Origin of the sequence: Mycobacterium sp. (assembly GCF_025933915.1) — a bacterium.
Taxonomy (GTDB): domain Bacteria; phylum Actinomycetota; class Actinomycetes; order Mycobacteriales; family Mycobacteriaceae; genus Mycobacterium.
This window is the reverse complement of the sequence record NZ_JAICZA010000055.1, coordinates 1-21,380: the sequence shown is the minus strand read 5'-3', so window position 1 is coordinate 21,380 and position 21,380 is coordinate 1. Positions and strand designations below refer to the sequence as shown.

Sequence of the window (21,380 nt, the reverse complement as noted above, 5' to 3'; positions counted from 1 at the left end):
CCGAAAATCGCCGTGGCGTTACACCCGCGAGCGAAACGCTAGGCTCCGGCTCGCACTTCCTGGGCGGCGGCGACCATGTTCTTCAGCGACGCGCTCACCTCGTCGGAGTTGCGGGTCTTCAACCCACAGTCGGGGTTGACCCAGAGCCGTTCCGCCGGAACGGCCCGCAGCGCGGCGCGCAGCGACTCGGCCATCTCCTCGGTGCTCGGCACCCGAGGCGAGTGGATGTCGTAGACGCCCGGGCCGACGCTGTTGGAGAAGCCGATCGAGTTGAGGTCGTCGAGCACCTCCATGTGCGAGCGCGCCGCCTCGATCGACGTCACGTCGGCGTCCAGATCGGCGATCGCACCGATCACGTCACCGAATTCCGAGTAGCACAGGTGGGTGTGGATCTGCGTGGAGTCCGCGACACCGGCCGTGGCCAACCGGAAAGACCCCACGGCCCAACGCAAGTAGTCGTCCTGGTCGGCGCGACGCAGCGGCAGCAGCTCACGCAGCGCCGGTTCGTCGACCTGGATGACCGCGATGCCGGCGGCCTGCAGGTCCACGGTCTCGTCACGAATGGCGAGCGCCACCTGGTTGGCGGTGTCGGCCAGGGGCTGGTCGTCGCGCACGAACGACCACGCCAGGATCGTGACCGGACCGGTCAGCATGCCCTTGACCGGCTTGTCGGTCAGCGACTGCGCGTACTTGGCCCACTCCACCGTCATCGGGTGCCGGCGGATCACGTCACCGTAGAGGATCGGCGGACGCACGCAGCGACTGCCGTAGGACTGCACCCAGCCGTTCTTGGTGGCGAAGAAGCCGTCGAGCTGCTCGGCGAAGTACTGCACCATGTCGTTGCGCTCCGGCTCGCCGTGCACCAGCACGTCGATCCCAAGGCTCTCCTGCAGCGTGATGACGTCGGCGATCTCCTGCTTCATCCGCTTTTCGTACTCGGCCTCGTCGATCTCGCCGGCGACCAGCGCGGCGCGGGCCTTGCGGATCTGGACGGTCTGCGGAAACGACCCGATCGTGGTGGTCGGCAGCGGCGGCAGCTGCAGCCGCGCGTCCTGGCTGGCGCGGCGCGCAGCCGCGTCGCCCCGGTGCGCGCCGGACGCCACGATCGAGTCGATGCGGGCCCGGATGCGGTTGTCGTGCAGGCGCGGGTCGCTCTTGCGGGAGGCCACCGCGGCGTTGGAGGCCGCGATGTCGTCGGCGACGGCGTCGCGCCCTTCGCGCAGGGCGCGGGCGAGCGCCACGACCTCGGCGACCTTCTCCTGTCCGAAGGCCAGCCAGCTGCGCAGCGCGTCGTCCAGTTCGGTCTCCGGCTCCAACGAGTACGGCACGTGCAGCGTGGAGCACGACGTCGAGACGGCAACGCCGGCAGTGGAACCCAGCAGGGGGGCCAGCTTGCCCAGCGCCGCCTCCAGGTCGGTGCGCCAGACGTTGCGTCCGTCCACGACACCGGCCACCAGAATCTTGCCGGCCAGTTCGGGCACCGCGGCGACGGCGGTGTCGGCTCCATAGACCAGGTCGACGCCGATCGCCTCGACGGGTGTGCGGGCGAGTCCGGCCAGCGCCGCACCGGGGTCACCGAAGTAGGTGGCGACGTAGATGGACGGCCGGTTGCTCACCGCGCCCAGCTTGTTGTAGACCGCCTCGGCCAACGCGGGCGCGTCGGGGGAGACGTCGGTCACCAGCGCCGGCTCGTCGAGCTGCACCCACTGCGCACCGTTGTCGGCGAGCAGCGACAACAGCTCGGAGTAGACGGGGACCAGTTCTTCGAGTCGCTCGACGGGTGCGCCCGCGCCGTCGACGCCCTTGCTGAGCAGCAGGAAGGTCACCGGCCCAATGAGGACCGGCCGCGCGGGAATACCCTGTCCCAGGGCCTCTTTCAGCTCCGAGAGCACCTTGTCCGGGTTCAGTGCGAACTTCGTGGTGGGGGCGATCTCGGGAACGATGTAGTGGTAGTTGGTGTCGAACCACTTGGTCATTTCCAGTGGCGCGACGTCGGAATTGCCACGCGCGGCGGCGAAGTAGCGGTCGAGGTCGTCGGGCACCTGCGTGGCACGGGCCGGCAGCGCGTCGAGCATCACCGCGGTGTCCAGCATCTGGTCGTAGTAGGAGAAGGTGTTCACCGGCACCGAGTCCAGGCCGGCGGCCGCCAGGTGAGCCCAGGTGTCGCGGCGCAGTGTCGCGGCGATGGACTCCAGCTCCGATCTGCTGGTGCGGCCGGCCCAGTAGCCCTCGGTGGCGCGCTTGAGTTCGCGCTTCGGGCCGATGCGCGGCGAGCCGGTAACCGTGGCGGTGAATGGTTGAGAGGTCACGTTTTCGTCCTTTAATCAACGGTCTGGTCACCGCCGGCGGACGCGAGGCCGAACCATCTCGGGGGGTGCGCCACCGGCACACAAACCTCAACGATTACGGTCGAACGCCCATTCCACGAGGCGATGAGCCCGCCGGACGCGGCGCGTCCGGCACAGCTGGCAGGTCTTCGGACTCGCAAGCGCGCACCGGGTGGTGCTCCTAATGGCCGTCGCTTCCCAGTCTTTTGGTAAGACCAGTGCTCGTGACGGCGGTCGTTCCTGCATACCGCTGCGGGACAGTCCCGGGCTCTCACCGGGTTCCCTCTTGCGAAGCATGGCTGACATGTCTCGCTCGATGCCGACGCCGCGTCGTGCGGCGACGGCAGACCAGCTGCGTAGCGCAGCCTACCCCGCTGGTGACGGGGTCAGCGAGCCAGTGCCTGGGCAATCGGGACGTCACCGCTGTTGAAGTCGATGGTGCGGCCGATGGTGGAGTCGTCCGTCAGCGCGGCGGCGGCGACGTGCGCGACGTCGGCACGCGACACTTGACCCTTGGCCTGGTCCACGGCGATCCGCCCGGTTGCCGGCTCGAGGGTGAGCCGGCCCGGCCCCAGCACCGTCCAGTCCAGGTCGCTGGCGCGCAGATGCGCGTCCGCGGCCGCCTTGGCCTCCGCGTAGGCGAAGAACGGATCGTCTTGTGGCACACCATGATCGGGACCGGCGCCGAAGTAGGACACCATCACGAACCGCTTGACGCCGGCTTGGGCGGCGGCATCGATCACCCGGGTCGCCGCGTCGCGGTCGACGGCATAGGTCCGTGCCGGGTTGCCGCCACCCGCCCCGGCGGAGAAGACGACCGCGTCATGCCCGGCCAGCACGCCGGCCAGCGCGTCGGTGTCGAGCCGCTCGATGTCGGCCACCACCGGTTGGGCGCCGGTGGCGGCGACATCGTCGGAGTGATCCGGGTTGCGAAAGACCGAGCTCACCTCGTCGCCGCGTTCGGTCAGGATGCGGGCCAGGTGCAGGGCGACCTTGCCGTGGCCGCCGATGACGACGATGCGTGTCATGCCTCCGAAGGTACTTCACCGCGAGACTGCAACTACCGACGCAAACGCCGAGTAGCGCCGTCAGCAGTTGCAGTCTCGCGGCGAGTGGTTAGAGCTTCACCTTGCCCATGATGATGTCGATGATCGGCTTGCCCGGCGCGTACGCACCGGTCATCGAGGCCATGGTGTGTCCGGAATCCACCAGGAGTGTGATCCCGCTGATGCCGCAGGCCGCCTCGCTGTTGAGGAACGTCATCACGTCGCCCATCTGCTCGGGCGTGTGCACCTTCGAGCCCGTCTCGTCGCGGTAATCCTGGGCGAAGCTGAGCCACAGGTCCGCGTTGGCTTGGGCCAGCGGGGTGTCGGTGGGCCCCGGGCAGATCGCGTTGATGCGAATCCCCTTCTTCGCCAGCGGGTAGCCCTGGGTGGCCACGTAGGTGTTGATCACCTTCTTGCTGGTGCCGTAGTGGTTGATCCCTTCGGCCTCGTGCGCCTCGCACCACGCCTCGGCCGCCGCGAAGTCCGGCGTGGCCAGGAACTCAAGCATCAGGTCCAGGTCGTTCTCCCAGCCCATGCCGGCGACCGAGGAGATGAAGCAGATCGCCGAGCCGTTCGGAAGCTGGTCCTTCTCCACCAGGCGATCGATGAGGTGGCGGTGGCCGATGAAGTTGATCTTCATCAGTTCGATCGTTCCGTCGGCGACGCCGGCCGCGGAGAACACGGCGTGGATGGGGCCGTCCAGCTGCTCGAGCGCGGCGTCGATCGAGGAGGGGTCGCGCAGGTCCACCTGGATGGACTGGGCGACCTTGTAGTCCACCGGCGCGTAGTCCATCACGATGACTTCTGCACCCAGCTCCGCCGCTGACTTGGCCGCGGCGGCGCCCATGCCGGTGGCACCACCGACAACGAGAGCGCGCTTGCCGTCATAGCGCAAGCGATCGACAATGGTCATGGAAATCCCCTTCTCGGTAACTGCTAACCCGGTTCTAACTGCCCTACTGTATGTAGAACAGTTATTTGGTTCAATACCTACCTGTCGCGGACCGCGACACCGCGCAGAACGGTGTCCCGCGCGTGCACCAATCCCGCGCGCTTGCCGACGTCCTGAAGGATGTTCTCGGGTATCCACTGCAGGCCGACCACGCAGCGCGACAACATCGCGGTGGAGGGCGCGTCGACGCCGATTTCCCCCGACCGGATCCCCTCGGAAAGAAGCGTTTTCATTTGCCGCAGCCGTGTGGCGTACAGCCAGCCCGGGTTGGGCGTGTCCGGGGGCGATTGGCGCATCCAGGCGAGCTGGATCCTGAACTCGTCGGAAAACCGGTCGAGCGCATTGACGTTGACCCAGCTCAGCGCGTCCAGCTTTTCGATAGCGGTGGCATCCGAGCGCAGGACGCTGACCCAGCCCGCCTCCACCTTCTTGCCGAAGGATTCCATGATCGAGGCGAGCAGTTCGTCCTTGGATCCGATCACGCGATAGACCGTTCCGGTGCCAAGCCCCGCCGCCGAGGCGATGTCCCTGATGGTGGTGACTTCATATCCTCTGCGGCCGAATTCCGTTCGCGCCACCGCGCGCACCAGCGCGGCCTTGTCGCCGGGGTCGGCGTCGCTGTCGTCGGACCAGGTGGCGATGACGTCGTTGGCGGCGGCCAACGCCATCGACCGGTCCAGCGCCGAGTCGGTCGGTGGCCGAGTTGCCAACCCGTGCAGAATGATTCGGCAGAGCAGCCCAGCCACCTGGTCGGCGGGAGACTTGTGGCGCATGACATCGAGGCCGACCTGCAGCATGGTTTGGCAGATGCGGTCGGCCAACGTGGGTAGGTCGATGTCGGGTTTGATGTAGCCGCTCCACCGGCCGGCGCGCAGCGTGTGCAGCATCGCCTCCTGAATCGCCACCGGCCGCTGCTGCGTCAGCTTGATCAGCTCCGGATCCGTGCTGGGCCCCTCGTAGAACGACATCTGCAAGGCGGCGCGATGTTCGACGGCGCAATTGGCGATCGCCGATCCCAGCTCGATGATCTGTTCGGCGACCGGACGGGAGTCTGGTTTGTCCAATTTCGCCTGGGCGGACCGCCCGATACGCTCCAGATCGTCTTGATAGCGCCGGATCAGCTCGACGAGGATCGCTTCTTTGGACTCGAAATGGTGATACAAGCTGCCGGGAAGAATGCCTGCGGCATCGGCGATCTCTTGGAGCGACGTCCGCAATCCCGAGGACGCGATGAGCGACGCCGCGGTTGCCAGGATCTCGGCCCGGCGCGTCGGAGAATCGGTTGTGCCGCTGGCCCGCAATGACTCGGCCTTCGCCATGATCAGCGGTGTGCGGATCCGGACGGCTGCGACTTGGCGAACATGCGCATTCGTCCTCTCGTGCCGAACCAAATCTTTGTTAGAGGCTATCAGACCGGGCCCGACGAATGCGCTGCACACAGCGGTGAAAGCCCATTCTAGAGCGCCGGGCCATCCCAGCGGTCACGCGCAACGACCTCGTCGACCGGCCGCCGTGGGGCGGGTCGGAAGGTGCGGCCCGCACGCAGGCGGGCCACCGGCAGCAGGCAACCCTGAACGTAAGTTTGCGGGACTCCGAGCAGTTTTCGGATCTCTTCTTCGTGATGCAGGTGCAGGGTCGTGATGCAGGTCCCGTAGCCCCGGGTGTGCAAGGCCAGCTGAAAGTTCCACACCGGCGGGAAGATCGAACCGTACAGCGTCGCCAGGTGGAACGATTCGTCACCGTCGATGCGCGGCAAGTAGGGCTCGTAGCAAGGGATTACCAGCAACGGCACCTTCGCCATGTTCTCGACCAACCACTCCGTCGACGACATCACCCGGCTCTCGGGTGTGCCCGCCGGCATGAGGTCGGCAAGCATCTGCCCGCCGACGCGCCGTAGATAGGCCTCGCGATACAGCTCGGCGACCTTGGCGCGCAGCGCCGGGTCGGTGACGACCAGCCAGCGCCACGACTGGGCGTTCGACCCGTTCGCGGCCTGCAGGCCGATCCGCAGGCACTCGCGGATGTCGTCGACGTTGACGGGCGCGTCCAGGTCCAGCGACTTGCGCGCCGACGGGGTCGCGGTGAGCAGATATTCGATATCCATCATTGACGGCCTCTCTTCGCAAGGCGCGTACCGAGTTCGGTGAGATACCGGTCGGGGGCACCGAGAAACGCGCTCCACCCCAGCAAGCGCTTGAGATACAGGTGAGCGTCGTGCTCCCAGGTGTAGCCGATCCCACCGAACACCTGGATGGCGGTGTCGGCCACGGCGACCAGTCGCCCGGCGAACGCCTTCGCCCGCAGCGCGGCGAGATGCCGCTCGCCGGCGGATGGGCCGTCGCTGCGTCCCAGCGCGTCGCTGGCCCACAGGGCGTGCAGCACGCCGCTGCGGGCGAGCTCGACGGCCTCGTACATGTCGACACACAGATGCTGGACCGCCTGGAACGAGCCGATCGGCTGACCGAATTGCCTTCGGGTTTTTGCGTATTCGATCGCGAGGTGCATGACGGCGCGCGCGGCGCCGAGCGCATCGGCGGCGGCCGCGATCAGCACGTCGTCGACCACCGCCGCCAGGTCTTCGGTGGAGATCGCGGCCAGGCGCCGCGCGGGGGCCGCGTCGAACGTGATGCGGAACTGCTTTCGGGTGGGATCGATGCCGAGTTTCGGTGTGACCGAAACCCTGGGTGAGCCGTTCCGCACCGCGAAAAGCCCGGTGCCGTCGGCATCCTCGGCGGCGGCGAGCAGGACGTGGGCGGCCCCTGCGTCGGGCACGCCGGCGACCTCACCCCGCAGCACCAGGGCGCCGTCGTGTCGGCTCGCGGCAACCGAAGCGTCGTCGAGATCCAGGAAGCAGACGGCGGCGATCGTGGTGCCGTCCGCGATTCCACGCAGCAGCTCCGCGGCGGTACCGTTGGCGCCCAACCGGTTCAGCGCCCGCGGGGCGGCCACCGCGGTCGACAGCCACGGCCCCGGATGCAGCGCGGCGCCCAGCTCTTCGGCGACGAGTCCGGCTTCCACCATCGTCATGCCCGACCCGCCGTGGTCCTCCGCCACCAGCAGGCCGGTGGTGCCGAGGCCGGCGAGCCCGTGCCACACGGCGTCGTCGGTTCCGGTCGGGTCGTCGAGCAGCGGGCGCACGTGATCGGAGATCGAAGCCCTTTCGGCGAGAAAACGCCGGGTGGTGTCGCGCAGCGCCACCTGCTCGTCGGTGAGTTCGAGGTTCATTTCCGCGGCAGCCCCAGTACCCGTTGCGCGGTGATGTTCTTGTTGATCTGACTGGTGCCGCCCGCGATGGTCAGCGAGCGCGACGTCAGACGGTAATTCGCCCACGGCGCGCCGACATCGCGGTCACCCAGCACGTCGAATGCCAGGGCGGCCAGGTCCTGCCCGATCTCGCCCCACACGGTCTTGGCGAGGCTGGCCGACCCCAACGCTACGATTTCCGGCCCGCCATGCATCGTGGCCGAGATCGACCGCTGACACAGGACTTCGAGATACTTGATGCGGACCGCGATTTCGCCGAGACGCCGCAGTGTCACGGGGTCGTCCAGCGCGCCGGTGTCGGCCGCGGCGAGATCGTCCACCAGCTCTTCGAGCCGCACCTGCATCTCCGCGTACAACCTGGCGGCCCCGGCGCGCTCGTGGCTGAGCGTGGTGGTGGCCACCTGCCAGCCCCCATCCAGTGGCCCCAGCAATGCGTCTGCCGGCACCCGCACGTCGTGAAAGAACACCTCGGCGAAATCGGCGTCGCCGTTGAGCGTGACGAGCGGACGCGCCTCGATACCGGGGAGTGTCATGTCGACGATCAGGCAGGAGATCCCCTGGTGTTTGGGAGCGTCGGGATCGGTGCGCACGTAGAGCTGGCACCAGTCGGCCCGATGCCCCAGCGACGTCCAGATCTTTTGGCCGTTGACCACGAAATCGTCACCGTCACGTACGGCGCGGGTGCGCAGCGCCGCGAGATCGGAGCCCGCTTCGGGTTCCGACATTCCCTGGCACCAGATGTCGTCGGCCCGCATCATGCGGGGGAGCAGGGTGAGCTTCTGGGATTCGGTGCCGTATTGCATGATGGCCGGTGCGATGTTGTTCAATCCAATGACGTTGAGCGGCACCGGGGCTCGGGCGCGGGTGGTCTCCTCGGTGTAAACCAGTTGCTCGAGCACGGTCGCGCCGCGGCCGCCGTATTCGCGCGGCCACGCCACGGCGGCCCACCCCGCATCGGACATCGTCGCGTCCCACACGCGAAGCATCTGGAACGCGGTGTCGTCGCGCCCGGTGGACCGGCGGGCGGCCACCAGCTCGTCGGTCAGGTTCTCGGACAACCAGTCGCGCAGCTCGATGCGGAACTGTTCCACGTCCGCCGGGTATGAGAAGTCCACGTTGCTTTTCTCTTGACGTCTTGCGCGTCCCCTTGCCACCACGCCGGACTCTACGTTCGAGCAGATACTTGGTCAATGACGCCGGCGGCCACGCCAGACGCCGTGAGCGGCCGATCGTATGAGGCGCCCGTCGCATCGTGGCGGGGCGTGCGCGCCCCCGGGACCATGGCGATCTCCAAGCGATCGGCGAGCCGCCGGACCCGGTCGGCCAGTTCTTCGTCCACGATCAGCTCCCGTTGCGTTGGGGTTGCGGGAATTCGATCTCGGTGCCGCCCGGCATCGGGCTGACACCGCGCCGCTCGCACACTTCCAGCACCTCATCGACGATCGATGCCGGCACGAAAAACTTCTCGGTCGACGACATCTGCTCGAGATGTGCCTCGATGTCCTCCGCGGTGGGCCGGCCCTGGGCGTCGGCGAGCCATCCCTCGGTGAGGCCGACGAACACCCGCGCATAGCGCCCGGCCGAGGCCGAATAGTTGCGGTGCGTGAACGTGCAGGCGCTGCTGGCGAGAAACGTCACCAGCGGCACGACGAGCTCGGGCCGGATGGCCTGCATGAACCCGGATTCGGCGAGGAATTTCTCGTCGCCGACGGTCTCGGTGACCATGCGCGAGAAGCCGGTCGGCATAACGGAATTGGCGAGTATCCCGTGCGCCTCGCCTTCGATGGCGATCACGTTGGTCAACCCGACCAGGCCGGCCTTGGCCGCGGCGTAGTGGGCCTCCATCGGCTGTCCGAAGATCCCGGCGGACGACGAGATGAACACGAATCGGCCGCCCCCGTAGTTCTTCATCACGCGATACGCGGGCTGTGACAGATGAAAGCCGCCGTCGAGATGCACGCGCAGCATTCGCGTCCATTCGTCGTGCGAGATGTCCTCGAAGGGCGCGCTGCCGAAGATGCCGGCATTGCTGATCACCGCGTCCAGGCGCCCGAAGGTGTCCACGGCGGCGTCGACAATCGCCTGGCCGCCTGCGGGACTGTCCACCGAGTCGTACGACGCGATCGCGGTGCCACCAGCCTTCTTGATCTCCTCGACCACCTGGTCGGCCACCCCGGCATCGGCGAGTTCGTCTGGAAGGCCCCGCATTCCGCCACCGAGGTCATTGACCACCACCGCGGCGCCGCGGCGGGCGAGGTCCAGCGCGTACAGCCGACCGAGCCCGCGACCGGCGCCGGTGACCACCGCCACCTGGCCGGTGAACTCAATCATGATGTGCTCCCGACTAACTCGTGTCCTGCCCGTCGTCGATGCCGGCTCCTGTGCAGCGGACGAGCCGGTGCGATTGACTGCGCTCACGCCGGACTTTACGGTGGAACAGATATTTGGTCAACGACGGGTCGGAGGTGGGGCGTGGCGGACGACGCTCCTGGCAACCGGGTGCAGGGACTCGGCATGCTCGCCTCGGCGCTGGCGGGCCGGCCGGTGGCGGTCGCCGAACTGCAACCGGACGAACCCGCGTGGACGGACGGCCAGACGATTTACGTCGATGCCGCCGTGCGAGGCCGCGCGCGGTTCGAGTCGGTTGCGGTGCTGGCCTCGATGATCGCGGCCGGCAGCCTGGACCCCGACGCGGTGCGCCCCCTGGTGCGTCACCCGCGGCTGGCCAAACGCTATCTGGCGATCGAGGGGCACCGCGCGTTGGTGATCAACGCCGACCTGTTGCCGGGCATCCTGGCGTCGGTCGGCGATCGCGACATCGCCAGTCGCAGTGACTCACCCGCGGCGTCGTTGCGCATCGCCTCCGGCCGGGAACCGATCGATGACCCGGCACCGGAATTCGGGGTGATCCGCGCGGCGAAGGTGGTGGCTGCGGCCTCCCGGGCGTCCGCGCAGCGCAATCAGGCGGAACCCCAGCATGTTCCGCGAAACCTGAGCAACCAGAAGCCCACGCAGGAACTCGAGGAACTCGACGACGGCGAGGTCGACGACTCCGACGACCCGGACCTGTTCACCAGCCCGGTGGGTGGTGGCGGCTTCATCGGGAAGTGGTTGAAAAAGATGCTGTCATCGGTGCGGAAGACCGGAAGCGGCGGCGGTCCGCCCGGTGCGGACAACCCGACCCACCGCACCAACTCCGCCAGGCGCGGCGCCTACGCCGTCGCCTCGCTGGCGTCGACCTCCGGCGATGACGGGGACGACGGCGACCGCGAGGGGCAGACCGCCGCGGATGGCGTGCGGTATCCGGAATGGGATGTGGCCCGCAAAAGCTACCGGCCCGCATGGTGCACCGTGCGCGAGGTCGAGCCGACGATCAAAGTATCGGCCACCCAGGCGATCGACGACGCCATCGGTGTGCGCCGGCCGCTGTCGCGACTCGGCATGGGCCTGCACCGTCGTCACCGACAGACGCAGGGCGACGACATCGACATTGACGCGGCCGTCGAAGCCCGAGTCGAAGTGCGGGCCGGGGCGGTGCCCGACGAGGCGGTGTACCTCGACAGCCTGCGGCGCCGGCGCGACCTGTCGGTGCTGCTCCTACTCGATGTGTCGGGGTCGGCGGGTGAGCCGGGAACGGTCGGGCGGACGGTGCACGAACAACAGCGCGCGGCGGTCGCCAACCTCACCGTGGCGCTGCACGACCTGGGCGACCGGGTCGCGCTCTACGCCTACTACTCGCAGGGCCGGCGCGCGGTGAGCATGGTGCCCGTGAAGCGGTTCGACGATCAGCTGAACGCCCAGGTAATCCGGCGGCTCAACAGCCTGGAACCCGGCGCGTATTCGCGCCTCGGTGCGGCCATCCGCCATGGCTCGGCGACCGTGGAGGCGCGTGGCGGCACATCGCGGCGGCTGCTGGTGGTGCTCTCCGACGGGCTTGCCTACGACCACGGGTACGAACGGGCTTACGGCGCCGCGGACGCGCGGCGCGCGCTGACCGAGGCCCGCCGACGGGGGACGGGCTGTGTGTGCCTGACGATCGGCGCGGGAACCGACGTGCAATCGCTGCGCAGAGTGTTCGGCAGCGCCGCGCACGCGACGATCGCGCGCCCCGATCAGCTGGCCGGTGTGATCGGACCGCTGTTTCGGTCGGCGCTGCGCTCCGCGGAGGTTCGCCGCAGTGTGTCCCGGAAGTCAAGTCCCAGAACACAGTTGACGCACCAGAACGCCAACCCCGCTCGTCAGGATACTTGAAACAAACATCTGTTCCGGTTAGGCTCCAATCGCCGGGCGATCTGAAGGGAAGCTATGGCCAACGAGTCCGGGCTCGCATACGTCAAGGGCCTTCCGTCCGACGCGGACGGAAGGGGAGAAGTACGGCCCTACTACCAGGCGGTCGGCAACGAAGAGGCCGTTTTCAAGGCGGCGTACCGCCAGGGCCTGTCGCTGGTCCTGAAGGGTCCGACGGGTTGCGGCAAGACCCGATTCGTCGAGGCGATGGCCCATGACCTGGGCCGGCCGCTGATCACGGTCGCCTGTCATGACGACCTCACCACCGCGGACCTGGTCGGCCGTTATCTGCTGCGCGGCGACGAGACGGTGTGGGCGGACGGCCCGCTGACCCGGGCGGTGCGCGAGGGAGCGATCTGCTACCTCGACGAAGTGGTCGAAGCCCGGCAGGACACCACCGTGGTGCTGCATCCGCTCGCCGACCACCGTCGACAGCTGCCCATCGAACGACTTGGCGTCACTCTGGACGCCGCACCCGGATTCGGCCTGGTGGTGTCGTACAACCCGGGATATCAAAGCGTGCTCAAGGACCTCAAGGATTCGACACGCCAGCGCATGGTCGCGATCGAATTCGGTTTCCCCGCAGCCGATATCGAAGAGGGCATCGTCGCGCACGAGGCCGGCGTGGACGGTGCCACCGCGGCCGAGCTGGTCCGTTTCGGTCAGGCCATTCGCCGGCTGGAGACGGGCGGGCTGCGCGAGGTCGCGTCGACGCGCGTGCTGATCGCGGCGGGCCGGCTTGTCGCCGAGGGGCTGAGCATGCCGGAGGCGGCCCGGGCCGCGATCGCGGGCCCGCTCACCGACGACGTGGCGGTGGGCAAGGCCCTGGGCGAGATGATCGAGATATATCTGTGCGGGCCTGACGGACCCGATGATTGACGCTGCGTACCGCCCCCGCTAGCGTCTGAACAAATATTAGGTTTATGATCGGTGCGCGCGAGTGTGTCACCGGGGAGGTCAGATGTCCTACGAGAGCAGCGCAGAGCCGATCAAGGTCGGCTATCTGATGGACTTCACGCTGCCACCGGGGTTTCCCGAGGATCTGTTCGCCTCCTTCACCCAGACTTTCGACCTCATCTTCGAAGAGGCGGTCGCCCACGGCCTGATGGACCGTCCCGTGCAGATGATCTATCGCGAGGTGGAGGGCCTGCCCAAGGGTTCGGTCAAGGCGGTGATCGATGCGTATGGCGAACTGGTCGACGAGGGCTGCCTGGTGGTGTTCGGTCCGAACATCACCGATAACTGCGTGCCGTTGCGAGAAGCAATCGAGGAACGGTTCAAGGTGCCCGCGATCAGCGTGACCGGCACCGACGACTGGCTGGGCGAGTGGACCTTCGCCTTCCCCCAGGGATCCATGACCGATGAACCCATCTTCTTGGCCGACCTCATCGCCAAACGCGGACTCGCCGAGATCGGTGTCCTGGTCGAGCAGAGCCTCATTGGTGAGAGCTACCTGAAAAACCTGCGAAGTGCCTGCCGGCGCAAGGGCATTCGGATCGTGGCCGAAGTTGCCATCGCCCAGACGGCGCAGGACATCAACGCTGCGGTGCAGACGCTGCATGAGGCGAACTCCGAGGCGATCGTGCACCTGGGATTCGGATTCGGAATCGTGTTCATCAACCCGGCGCTGGAGACCCTCGGCTGGGACCCACCCCGCTTCACCACCACCGCGTGGCAGAACGCATGGGTGAACCCGATCATGTGGAACGCGTTCATGGGCTGGACCGGTGTCGACCAGTACGACGAGGCGAATCGGATCGGCCAGGACTTCCTCGACGCCTACGCGAAGAAGTACGACGGCAGTCGCCCCGAGTTCTGCGTGACCGTGGTCAACCGCGACGTCGCCGCCACGCTCGTGCGTGCGTTCACCGACGCGCACCCGCTCAGCCCGCGCGGGGTCAAAGAGGCGCTGGAGCGGGTGAAGATGATGCCCGCCGCCTCTGGCGCGCCCGGCACGCGAGTGTCGTTCGGCAAGTGGACGCGACGGGCATGGATGGGCGCCGGGTATCTGGTGGCCCGGACGCTCGACGCCGACGGTGTCAACTCGCACCTGGTTGACCGCTTCGGCGAGGAAGGCTGACGACGATGTCCACCGAACAGTCCACACCGCTGGCTCAAGGCGACGAGCCGGCGCGCGCGCCGGCCAGCGACAAACCCAACTGGGGTCGTTGGATCTCGGGCCTTGCGCTGCTGGCCTTCGCGCTCTTCTTCATCGCGAATTGTCGTGTCGCCCTTGACCCGCGCGTCGCCAACCCGAACGTGCAGGGCCGGCCCCGCCCGGTGAAGTTCATCTTCGGCTTGGATTACATCACGTTCCTGCACGTTGCCACCTGCGTCATGCTGCTGGTGCTGTTGGTGGTGTTCATCAGGGGCTGGCGCCGCAATCCCGGCAGCCCGGTGATGCTGATGTTCCTGTGCACCACCTTGATCGTGTGGCAGGACCCGATCATGAACTGGGCCCCGTTCGCGGTGTACAACCCCGACCTGATCCACTGGCCGGAGTCGTGGCCGTTGGTGTCGCTGTCGCCGAGCGTCGAGCCGTTCGTGGTGTTCGGCTACGTGATGTTCTACTTCGGTCCGTACTTCCCGGCGGTCTGGATCTTGCGCAAGCTGCAGGCCAGGCATGGGCCGCAGGCGTTTGTGTCGCGGCACCCGCTGGTCAGCCTGGGCGTGCTGACCTGTGCGATCGGCTTCGTCTTCGATGCCTGGCTGGAGATCCAGCTCGTGCACACCGGCATGTACATCTACTCGCAGGTGATCCCGTGGGGATCGGTGTTCACCGGCACGACATTCCAGTTCCCGCTGATCTGGGAATCATTCTCGGTGACCTTCGTGATGGTGCCCGCCGCGATCCTCTGCTATCGCGACGACACCGGTAAATCGGTGGCGGAGAAGCTGACCGCGAAAGCCAAGGTGTTCCCGAGCCGTCCGGTGCTCGGCACGTTCGTGGTGATGTTCGCCATCATGAACGTGTCGTACTTCGCCTACGGGGCGTGGTTCTGGGTCATCAAGGTCAGTCATGCCGCGACGTCGGTGGCATGCCCATGGCCGTACCCGGAAGCCAAAGTGTATGACCCGCAAGGCTATTACGAAAAGGCCGGTGCACAGGGCCCGTATTCGGTCGGCATCTGGTCGACCTGGGCGAGCGGGGAACCGAACGGTCGACCGCACGTCGACCCGCCGCCGCCGGGACAGGGTGCCTGTGCGACTTCGTCACCGAGCAACCATGGCTGAGCCGCGCACGGTCGTCATCACCGGTGCGTCGCGCGGACTGGGGTTCGCCTCGGCGGTGCGCCTGTATCGGGAAGGGTGGCGGGTGGTCGCGGCGATGCGGACACCCGACCGTGGCCTTCCGCTGCTCCGGCAGGCGGCCGGGGCCGACGCCGACGACGAACGGTTGATCGGCGTCCAGCTCGACCTGACGGACACCGCGTCGATCGCCGCGGCGGCCAAGGCCATCGACGAAGCCGTGGGCGCACCGTATGCGCTGGTGCACAACGCGGGCATCTCCGCCGCCGGAATGGTGGAGGAGACCGATATGGCGTTGTGGCAGCGAATGTTCGCCACCAGCGTCCTGGGCCCCGTCACGCTCACCCAAGCGCTGCTGCCGTCGATGCGGGCGGCGGGCCAGGGGCGGATCGTCCTGGTGTCCAGCGCGGCCGGGGTGCGGGGCCAGCCCGCCACCGCGCCGTACTCGGCGGCCAAGGGAGCGCTGGAGCGGTGGGGGGAATCGATGGCGTGCGAGATCGCGCCGTTCGGTCTGGGGGTCACCGTCGTGGTGGCCGGCACGTATGACACCGAGATCATCACCGACGCCGGCACCACTGACGACCGCAATTTCGAAGGCCCGTACGCCCGGCTGCACAACACCATGAACAGCCGCGGGCGCTTTGCGATGAAAATGGCCCGGTCACCCGAGCGGTTCACCGACGGACTGCTCAAGGCGATTGATGACCGCGGGCCATTCCGTCGCCGCGGCATCGGCCCGGATGCCTCGATGCTGCTGGTGGCCAACAGGATCCTCCCGGCGTCGGGCATGCACCACATGTCGCGCATCGTGCTGGGCATACCGAGACAGGGTTCGATGCGGGGCGGGGCGTGGCCGCTGACGACAGGCCAAAAGGCACTGCTGTTGGTCGCGCGTGTACTTCCGCAGCCGGTGTTGCAGCGCTTGGCCGCAGTGGCGGGACGATTCTCGTCGCAAAAGAATCCGGCACGGCAAGGGGATTAGAGGGGCAATCATGGAACAACTTTTCGACGACTTGGAAGACTTCGGCGCCTTCGACGATGCGGTCTCGGGCGATGTGCGCGACCCGTACACCGAATTGGCCCGGCTGCGCCGCGAGGAGCCCATTCAACGCCTGGATGTCTCCGGGATGCCGCATGAGGAATCCAAGCCCGTCTTCATCGTCTACCGCCACGAGGAAGCCCAGCAGATGCTGCGCGACAACGAGACGTTCTCCTCGGCGGCCGTCATCGCCGCGTTCGGCCCCGTGCTGGGGGAGCGCGTCATGCTCGGCATGGACGAGCCGGTGCACGGCCGGCTGCGATCACTGGTGTCAAAGGCCTTCTCGCAGAAGGCTTTGGCGCGATGGGAAGACGAGCTGGTCGGGCGCGTGGGCAACAGCCTGATCGACAAGTTCGCGGCCAACGGCAAGGCCGACCTGGTCAAGGAATTCACCTTCGACTATCCCAGTCAGATCATCGCCGGACTACTCGGCCTGCCACAGGAGGACTACCCGCAGTTTCAGCGGTGGTCCATCTCCTTGCTGAGCTGGATCCTGAATCCCGAACGCGGTCTTGCCGCCTCGGCCGCGCTGTGCGACTACTTCGCGCCGATCCTGGCGGCCCGCCGCGCCGAGCCCAAGGACGATCTGATCAGCGCGCTGGCCCAGGCGGAGATCGACGGCGAGAAGCTCGAGGACGAGGAGATCTACTCGTTTCTGCGCCTGCTGCTGCCCGCCGGGGTGGAGACGACCTACCGGTCGCTGGGCAACCTGCTGTTGGCACTGCTGTCCGATCCCGCGCAGCTCGATGCCATCCGCGCCGACCGGTCGCTGCTGCCGCAGGCCATCGAGGAAGGGGTTCGCTGGGAACCGCCCCTGCTGACCATCACCCGGGTGGCCACCCGCGACACCGAACTCGGCGGGGTGCCGATACCGGCCGGCTCGACGGTGATGCCGATGCTGGGCTCCGCCAATCGGCAGGAAGACCGTTACCCCGATCCGGACTCGTTCGACATCTTCCGCGCACCCAAGAGCCACCTGGGCTGGGGACACGGCGTGCACGTCTGCCTCGGCATGCACCTGGCGCGCCTCGAGATGCGCACCGCCATCAACCTTTTGCTCGACCGGCTGCCGAACCTTCGGCTGGACCCCGACGGCGACGATCCGCATATCCGCGGCCAGGTCTTCCGGTCGCCGACGTCGGTGCCGGTGCTGTTCGACCCCCAATAGCCGGCCCCGCAGCCGGTTGCAGCTTGCCAATCGGCTAGTTTCCGGTAAGGCTCTCCGTAGCCCCTCAACGACCCAGGAGAGAGTGACAGATATGACTGAGGCTGTAAAGGTCCGCTTCGAGCCGAAGATGATGATCGACGGCAAGCTCGTCGACGGGCAGGCCGGGACCTTCACCAACATCAACCCGGCGACCGAGGAGCCGCTCGGCGAGGTCGCCGACGCCTCCAAGGAGGACATGCACCGGGCCATCGACGCGGCCCGGCGCGCCTTCGACGAGACCGACTGGTCGACCAACCGCGAGCTGCGCAAGCGCTGCCTGTTGCAGCTGCACGAGGCGATCGAATCGGAGAAGGAAGAGCTGCGCGAGGAACTCATCCTCGAGGTCGGCTCGCCCCGGGCGATCACGTTCGGCCCGCAGCTGGACGCCCCGCTGGAAGACGGGCTGAAATACCCTGCCCGGTTGATCGACGAGTACGCCTGGGAGACCGACCTGGGTGACAAGGTCATCAGCCTCACCGGCACGCTGACCACCCGCAAGGTGTGGCGGGAGCCGGTGGGTGTGGTCGGTGCGATCGTGCCGTGGAACTTCCCGTTCGAAGTCACCCTCAACAAGCTCGGCCAGGCGCTGGGCACCGGTAACACGGTGGTGCTCAAGCCGGCGCCGAACACGCCGTTCAACGCCAACCGGCTCGGCCGGCTGATCGCCGAAAAGACCGACATCCCAGCCGGTGTGGTCAACGTCGTCACCGCGTCGGACCACTTCGTGGGCGAGGAACTCACGCTGTCCCCGAAGGTCGACCTGATCTCCTTCACCGGCTCGACCGTGGTCGGCAAGCGGATCATGGAGAAGGGCGCGGCCACCATGAAGCGGCTGTTCCTGGAGCTCGGCGGCAAGTCGGCCACCATCGTGCTGGAGGACGCCGACTTCGGCACGGCGTGCATGGTCGGCATCGCGCCGTGCATGCATGCCGGTCAGGGTTGCGCCAACCCGACCCGGCTGCTGTTGCCGCGGTCCCGGTACGACGAGGGCGTGGAGATCCTCAAGAACATTTACGAGAACGTCACATGCGGCGACCCGCAGGACCCCGCAACGCTGTGCGGTCCGGTGATCTCGGAGGTCCAGCGCGACCGCGTGATGGGCTACATCCGCAAGGGCGTCGAGGAGGGTGCGACGGCGCTGGTCGGTGGACCCGACGCGGAAACCGGTTTCGACAAGGGATACTTCGTCAGGCCAACGCTTTTCACCAACGTCGACAACAAGATGACCATCGCCCAGGAGGAGATCTTCGGTCCGGTGCTGGCCGTGATCCCGTTCGACGACGAGGAAGACGCGATCCGTATCGCCAACGACAGCAAGTACGGATTGGCCGGCAACGTGTTTGCGGGCTCGCTCGAGCGGGCGCTGTCGGTGACCCGCCGGATCAAGGCCGGCTTCATGGGCGTCAACGGTGGTGCCCCGTACGGGGCCGACACCCCGTTCGGCGGCTACAAGGAAAGCGGCGTGGGACGCCAGAACGGCGTGGCCGGTTTCGACCAGTACACCGAGATCAAGTCGGTCGCTTACCCGGCCGGCTGAGTGTCGGGAGGGTGAACTGGTCGGGAAGATCGCAGCGAGCCGATCGACCAGTTCACCCCGCACCGATATCGACGGCAACAGCGAGCAGGTATCGTCGTAAAATGCTGCGCAGCAACATCTTCCGTCGATGCCCCTAGACCGCGAGTTTGTGTTCGCGGCCGTCACCGATGAGCGCCGCCGGATCGCCTGTCTGCTGGAAAGCCTGGGCGCCGCGCAGTTGACGGTGCCGAGCCTCTGTGCGGGCTGGGACGTCAAGACGGTGGCCGCTCATGTTGTCAGTACCGCTACCGACGGTACTCCCGCATTCCTGCGGCTCGCCCTGCGTCGCGGCGGCATGGCTCGCGCGATCGACGAGTTGGCGCGCCGTCGTGCCCAATTGCCGGCCGCCGAGATCGTGGCCGGTTTGCGTCAATGCGCGGATCGCCGGATCGATCCGCCGCTATTCGGTCCGTTGGACCCACTGGCGGATGTTTTGGTGCACAGCGGCGACATCAGGATCCCTCTCAGGCTGCCTTTCCAACCCGACCCACAGCGAGCGGCGTTGGCGATGGACTTCCTGACCGGCTGGTGGCCGTTCGGGTTCGTCCCTCTCGGCCGGCTACGCGGGATCAGCCTGCGCGCCAGTGATATTAGTCGCGTGTGGGGCAGCGGCGCGGAAATTCGCGGGCCGGTGGCTGCCCTGATGATGACTGTCGCCGGCCGCACCGCGCTGGTGCACATGCTCGACGGGCCGGGGTTGCCGCGGATCATCCGGCGATTGCGTGGATAAACGTACCTGACGTGCGCGCCGGATTAGCACCGCCGCGATTACGCGATGCAGACGCGGCACCCGGTGTGCACGCACCGGGCTATCGCACGATCACCATCGTGACGATCGACTTGACCTAATATTTGTTCAGCTCTAGATTACCAGGAGGGGTTGCGTCGCCCGGGGTTGACATTGGTGGGGCGGTTACCTGGATGCGTAGGAGTTCTGTTGAGCGAATTCGAATCGGTTGATTTCTTTGCTGACCCGTCCCTGATTCCGGACCCGTACCCGTACTTCGATCACCTGCGCGCGCGTTGCCCGGTGCTGCCGCGATCCGACCAGGGCGTCACGGCGATAACGGGCCACCAGGAAGCGCTTGCGGTCTACAAAGATCCGGCATTCTCCTCGTGTGTTTCGGTCGCCGGGCCGTTTTCCGGGCTGCCGTTCGAACCGGAGGGCGACGACATCGGCAGCCTGATCGAGCAGCATCGCTCGCAGATCCCGATGAGCGAACACATCGTGACCCAAGATCCACCAGAGCACACCCGGACTCGAGGTCTGCTCAGCCGCCTCTTAACACCCAAGCGGCTCAAAGAAAATGAAGACTTCATGTGGCGACTCGCCGACCAGCAACTCGACGAGTTCCTGTCCCGCGGCAACTGTGAATTTCTCGATGAGTATGCGCGACCGTTCTCCGGGTTGGTGATCGCCGACCTACTGGGAGTTCCCGCCGAGGATCACGAGGAATTCCGGGAGGTCTTCTCGGGCAAGTTCTCGGGCGGGATCGAGGACGACTCGATGACGCGTGCCCACAATCCGCTGGAGTATCTCGACGAGAAGTTCACCACCCACATCACCGAGCGCCGCCGACAGCCGCGCGAGGATGTGTTGACCGAGTTGGCGCAGGCGAAGTATCCCGACGGCTCGACTCCGGAAGTCATCGACGTCGTGCGCCTGGCGACGTTCCTGTTTGCGGCCGGCCAGGAGACAACCACCAAGCTGCTCAGCTTCGGGATCCGCACGCTCGCCGAGAACCCGGAATTACAGGAGTTGCTTCGTGAAGATCGCAGCCGGATACCGAGTTTTGTCGAAGAGACGCTGCGGATGGAAAGCCCGGTCAAGTGTCACTTCCGGATGGCGCGGACCTCGACCTCGATCGGTGACACCGCCATCCCCGCGGGCAGCACGGTGATGCTGTTGCCCGGCGCGAGCAACCGGGATGCACGGAAGTTCGAGCGGCCCGGTGAGTTTCGCATCGACCGTCCGAACGTGCGCGAGCATGTGGCGTTCGGCAGGGGCAATCACTCGTGCCCGGGTGCCCCGCTGGCCCGCGCGGAGGGACGAATTTCGCTGAACCGCATACTCGACCGGATGGCGGACGTCGCGATTCTCGAGGACAAGCATGGGCCGTCGAATGCCCGCCGCTACACCTACGAACCGACCTGGCAGATGCGGGGTCTCACCGAGCTGCACCTCGAATTCACCCCGATTTCGTGAGTGTTCCCGAATTCGACGAGTGGGATCCCGGCTTCACCAAGCGCTTCGTCACCGCGGCAGAACCACTGGCACGGCGCTGGTTTCGGTTCGAAGTGCGTGGGCTTGAGGCCTTACCGCCCGATGGCGCTGCGCTGGTTGTCGCCAACCACTCCGGCGGTATGCTCACGCCCGACGTGCTGATCTTCGCCGCGGCCTTCTACCGCAGATTCGGCTATGGGCGCCCGCTG

General features: G+C 66.9%; 17 protein-coding genes, 1 pseudogene and 1 riboswitch. Of the genes and pseudogenes, 10 read left to right on the top strand and 8 right to left on the bottom strand.

Features of this window, described 5'->3' with window-relative positions:
- Positions 1–38 precede the first annotated feature (38 nt).
- From metE to Q0W90_RS11150, 8 genes are all read right to left on the bottom strand, one after another.
- Entirely contained in the window at positions 39–2,309 is a 2,271-nt protein-coding gene (gene metE / locus Q0W90_RS11185; RefSeq protein WP_297774554.1) for a 5-methyltetrahydropteroyltriglutamate--homocysteine S-methyltransferase, read from the bottom strand.
- A 140-nt stretch (positions 2,310–2,449) separates the two neighbouring features.
- A riboswitch (cobalamin riboswitch) is annotated at positions 2,450–2,666 on the bottom strand.
- Positions 2,667–2,713: 47 nt separating this feature from the next.
- Positions 2,714–3,355 (bottom strand): SDR family oxidoreductase, encoded by a 642-nt coding sequence (locus Q0W90_RS11180; RefSeq protein WP_297698272.1) that lies wholly within the window; start codon positions 3,353–3,355, stop codon positions 2,714–2,716.
- An 88-nt stretch (positions 3,356–3,443) separates the two neighbouring features.
- On the bottom strand, positions 3,444–4,286 hold the full coding sequence (locus Q0W90_RS11175) for an SDR family oxidoreductase (protein WP_297592183.1): 843 nt from the start codon (positions 4,284–4,286) through the stop codon (positions 3,444–3,446).
- Between the two features lie 77 nt (positions 4,287–4,363).
- Positions 4,364–5,644, bottom strand: a complete 1,281-nt coding sequence (locus Q0W90_RS11170) for a TetR/AcrR family transcriptional regulator (RefSeq protein ID WP_297592185.1) — start codon at positions 5,642–5,644, stop codon at positions 4,364–4,366.
- 137 nt (positions 5,645–5,781) lie between these two features.
- Positions 5,782–6,429, bottom strand: coding sequence for a nitroreductase family protein (locus Q0W90_RS11165; RefSeq protein ID WP_297592426.1), 648 nt, complete (start codon positions 6,427–6,429; stop codon positions 5,782–5,784).
- Positions 6,429–7,550, bottom strand: a complete 1,122-nt coding sequence (locus tag Q0W90_RS11160; protein WP_297774551.1) for an acyl-CoA dehydrogenase family protein — start codon at positions 7,548–7,550, stop codon at positions 6,429–6,431. Before Q0W90_RS11160 ends, Q0W90_RS11165 begins: the two co-directional genes overlap by 1 nt.
- On the bottom strand, positions 7,547–8,704 hold the full coding sequence (locus Q0W90_RS11155) for an acyl-CoA dehydrogenase family protein (RefSeq protein WP_297592190.1): 1,158 nt from the start codon (positions 8,702–8,704) through the stop codon (positions 7,547–7,549). The genes Q0W90_RS11160 and Q0W90_RS11155 overlap by 4 nt, the downstream gene beginning before the upstream one ends.
- Positions 8,705–8,930: 226 nt before the next feature.
- Positions 8,931–9,920: an SDR family NAD(P)-dependent oxidoreductase gene (locus Q0W90_RS11150; RefSeq protein ID WP_297698268.1), complete on the bottom strand. Its 990-nt coding sequence runs from the start codon at positions 9,918–9,920 to the stop codon at positions 8,931–8,933.
- Positions 9,921–10,061: 141 nt separating this feature from the next.
- Between Q0W90_RS11150 and Q0W90_RS11145 the strand changes: the two genes are divergently transcribed.
- From Q0W90_RS11145 to Q0W90_RS11100, 10 genes and pseudogenes are all read left to right on the top strand, one after another.
- The gene (locus tag Q0W90_RS11145) at positions 10,062–11,840 is read left to right on the top strand and encodes a VWA domain-containing protein (protein WP_297698266.1); all 1,779 of its coding nucleotides are present in this window, start codon (positions 10,062–10,064) and stop codon (positions 11,838–11,840) included.
- A gap of 54 nt (positions 11,841–11,894) precedes the next feature.
- Positions 11,895–12,755, top strand: coding sequence for a CbbQ/NirQ/NorQ/GpvN family protein (locus tag Q0W90_RS11140; protein WP_297592196.1), 861 nt, complete (start codon positions 11,895–11,897; stop codon positions 12,753–12,755).
- Between the two features lie 82 nt (positions 12,756–12,837).
- The gene (locus tag Q0W90_RS11135) at positions 12,838–13,956 is read left to right on the top strand and encodes an ABC transporter substrate-binding protein (RefSeq protein ID WP_297592198.1); all 1,119 of its coding nucleotides are present in this window, start codon (positions 12,838–12,840) and stop codon (positions 13,954–13,956) included.
- Positions 13,957–13,961: 5 nt separating this feature from the next.
- Entirely contained in the window at positions 13,962–15,110 is a 1,149-nt protein-coding gene (locus Q0W90_RS11130; RefSeq protein ID WP_297592200.1) for a spirocyclase AveC family protein, read from the top strand.
- Entirely contained in the window at positions 15,103–16,107 is a 1,005-nt protein-coding gene (locus tag Q0W90_RS11125) for an SDR family oxidoreductase (RefSeq protein ID WP_297592202.1), read from the top strand. Before Q0W90_RS11130 ends, Q0W90_RS11125 begins: the two co-directional genes overlap by 8 nt.
- Before the next feature lie 10 nt (positions 16,108–16,117).
- Positions 16,118–17,332 (top strand): cytochrome P450, encoded by a 1,215-nt coding sequence (locus Q0W90_RS11120; RefSeq protein ID WP_297774547.1) that lies wholly within the window; start codon positions 16,118–16,120, stop codon positions 17,330–17,332.
- A 91-nt stretch (positions 17,333–17,423) separates the two neighbouring features.
- Positions 17,424–18,908 carry an aldehyde dehydrogenase family protein gene (locus Q0W90_RS11115; protein WP_297592206.1) on the top strand — a complete coding sequence of 495 codons (1,485 nt, stop codon included), beginning with the start codon at positions 17,424–17,426 and terminating at the stop codon, positions 18,906–18,908.
- A gap of 127 nt (positions 18,909–19,035) precedes the next feature.
- Positions 19,036–19,677 carry a maleylpyruvate isomerase family mycothiol-dependent enzyme gene (locus Q0W90_RS11110; protein WP_297592208.1) on the top strand — a complete coding sequence of 214 codons (642 nt, stop codon included), beginning with the start codon at positions 19,036–19,038 and terminating at the stop codon, positions 19,675–19,677.
- Positions 19,678–19,884: 207 nt separating this feature from the next.
- Positions 19,885–21,153, top strand: coding sequence for a cytochrome P450 (locus Q0W90_RS11105; RefSeq protein WP_297774544.1), 1,269 nt, complete (start codon positions 19,885–19,887; stop codon positions 21,151–21,153).
- Positions 21,150–21,380 (top strand): annotated as a pseudogene (locus tag Q0W90_RS11100) (glycerol acyltransferase); the annotation flags it as partial. The gene Q0W90_RS11105 and the pseudogene Q0W90_RS11100, both read left to right, overlap by 4 nt.

Bases quoted from the DNA above. Each gene is read 5' to 3' on its own strand.
- Q0W90_RS11180 (WP_297698272.1), bottom strand. From the start codon at position 3,355: ATGACACGCATCGTCGTCATCGGCGGCCACGGCAAGGTCGCCCTGCAC.
- Q0W90_RS11175 (WP_297592183.1), bottom strand. From the start codon at position 4,286: ATGACCATTGTCGATCGCTTGCGCTATGACGGCAAGCGCGCTCTCGTT.
- Q0W90_RS11170 (WP_297592185.1), bottom strand. From the start codon at position 5,644: ATGGCGAAGGCCGAGTCATTGCGGGCCAGCGGCACAACCGATTCTCCG.
- Q0W90_RS11165 (WP_297592426.1), bottom strand. From the start codon at position 6,429: ATGGATATCGAATATCTGCTCACCGCGACCCCGTCGGCGCGCAAGTCG.
- Q0W90_RS11160 (WP_297774551.1), bottom strand. From the start codon at position 7,550: ATGAACCTCGAACTCACCGACGAGCAGGTGGCGCTGCGCGACACCACC.
- Q0W90_RS11150 (WP_297698268.1), bottom strand. From the start codon at position 9,920: ATGATTGAGTTCACCGGCCAGGTGGCGGTGGTCACCGGCGCCGGTCGC.
- Q0W90_RS11140 (WP_297592196.1), top strand. From the start codon at position 11,895: ATGGCCAACGAGTCCGGGCTCGCATACGTCAAGGGCCTTCCGTCCGAC.
- Q0W90_RS11135 (WP_297592198.1), top strand. From the start codon at position 12,838: ATGTCCTACGAGAGCAGCGCAGAGCCGATCAAGGTCGGCTATCTGATG.
- Q0W90_RS11130 (WP_297592200.1), top strand. From the start codon at position 13,962: ATGTCCACCGAACAGTCCACACCGCTGGCTCAAGGCGACGAGCCGGCG.
- Q0W90_RS11125 (WP_297592202.1), top strand. From the start codon at position 15,103: ATGGCTGAGCCGCGCACGGTCGTCATCACCGGTGCGTCGCGCGGACTG.
- Q0W90_RS11120 (WP_297774547.1), top strand. From the start codon at position 16,118: ATGGAACAACTTTTCGACGACTTGGAAGACTTCGGCGCCTTCGACGAT.
- Q0W90_RS11115 (WP_297592206.1), top strand. From the start codon at position 17,424: ATGACTGAGGCTGTAAAGGTCCGCTTCGAGCCGAAGATGATGATCGAC.
- Q0W90_RS11110 (WP_297592208.1), top strand. From the start codon at position 19,036: ATGCCCCTAGACCGCGAGTTTGTGTTCGCGGCCGTCACCGATGAGCGC.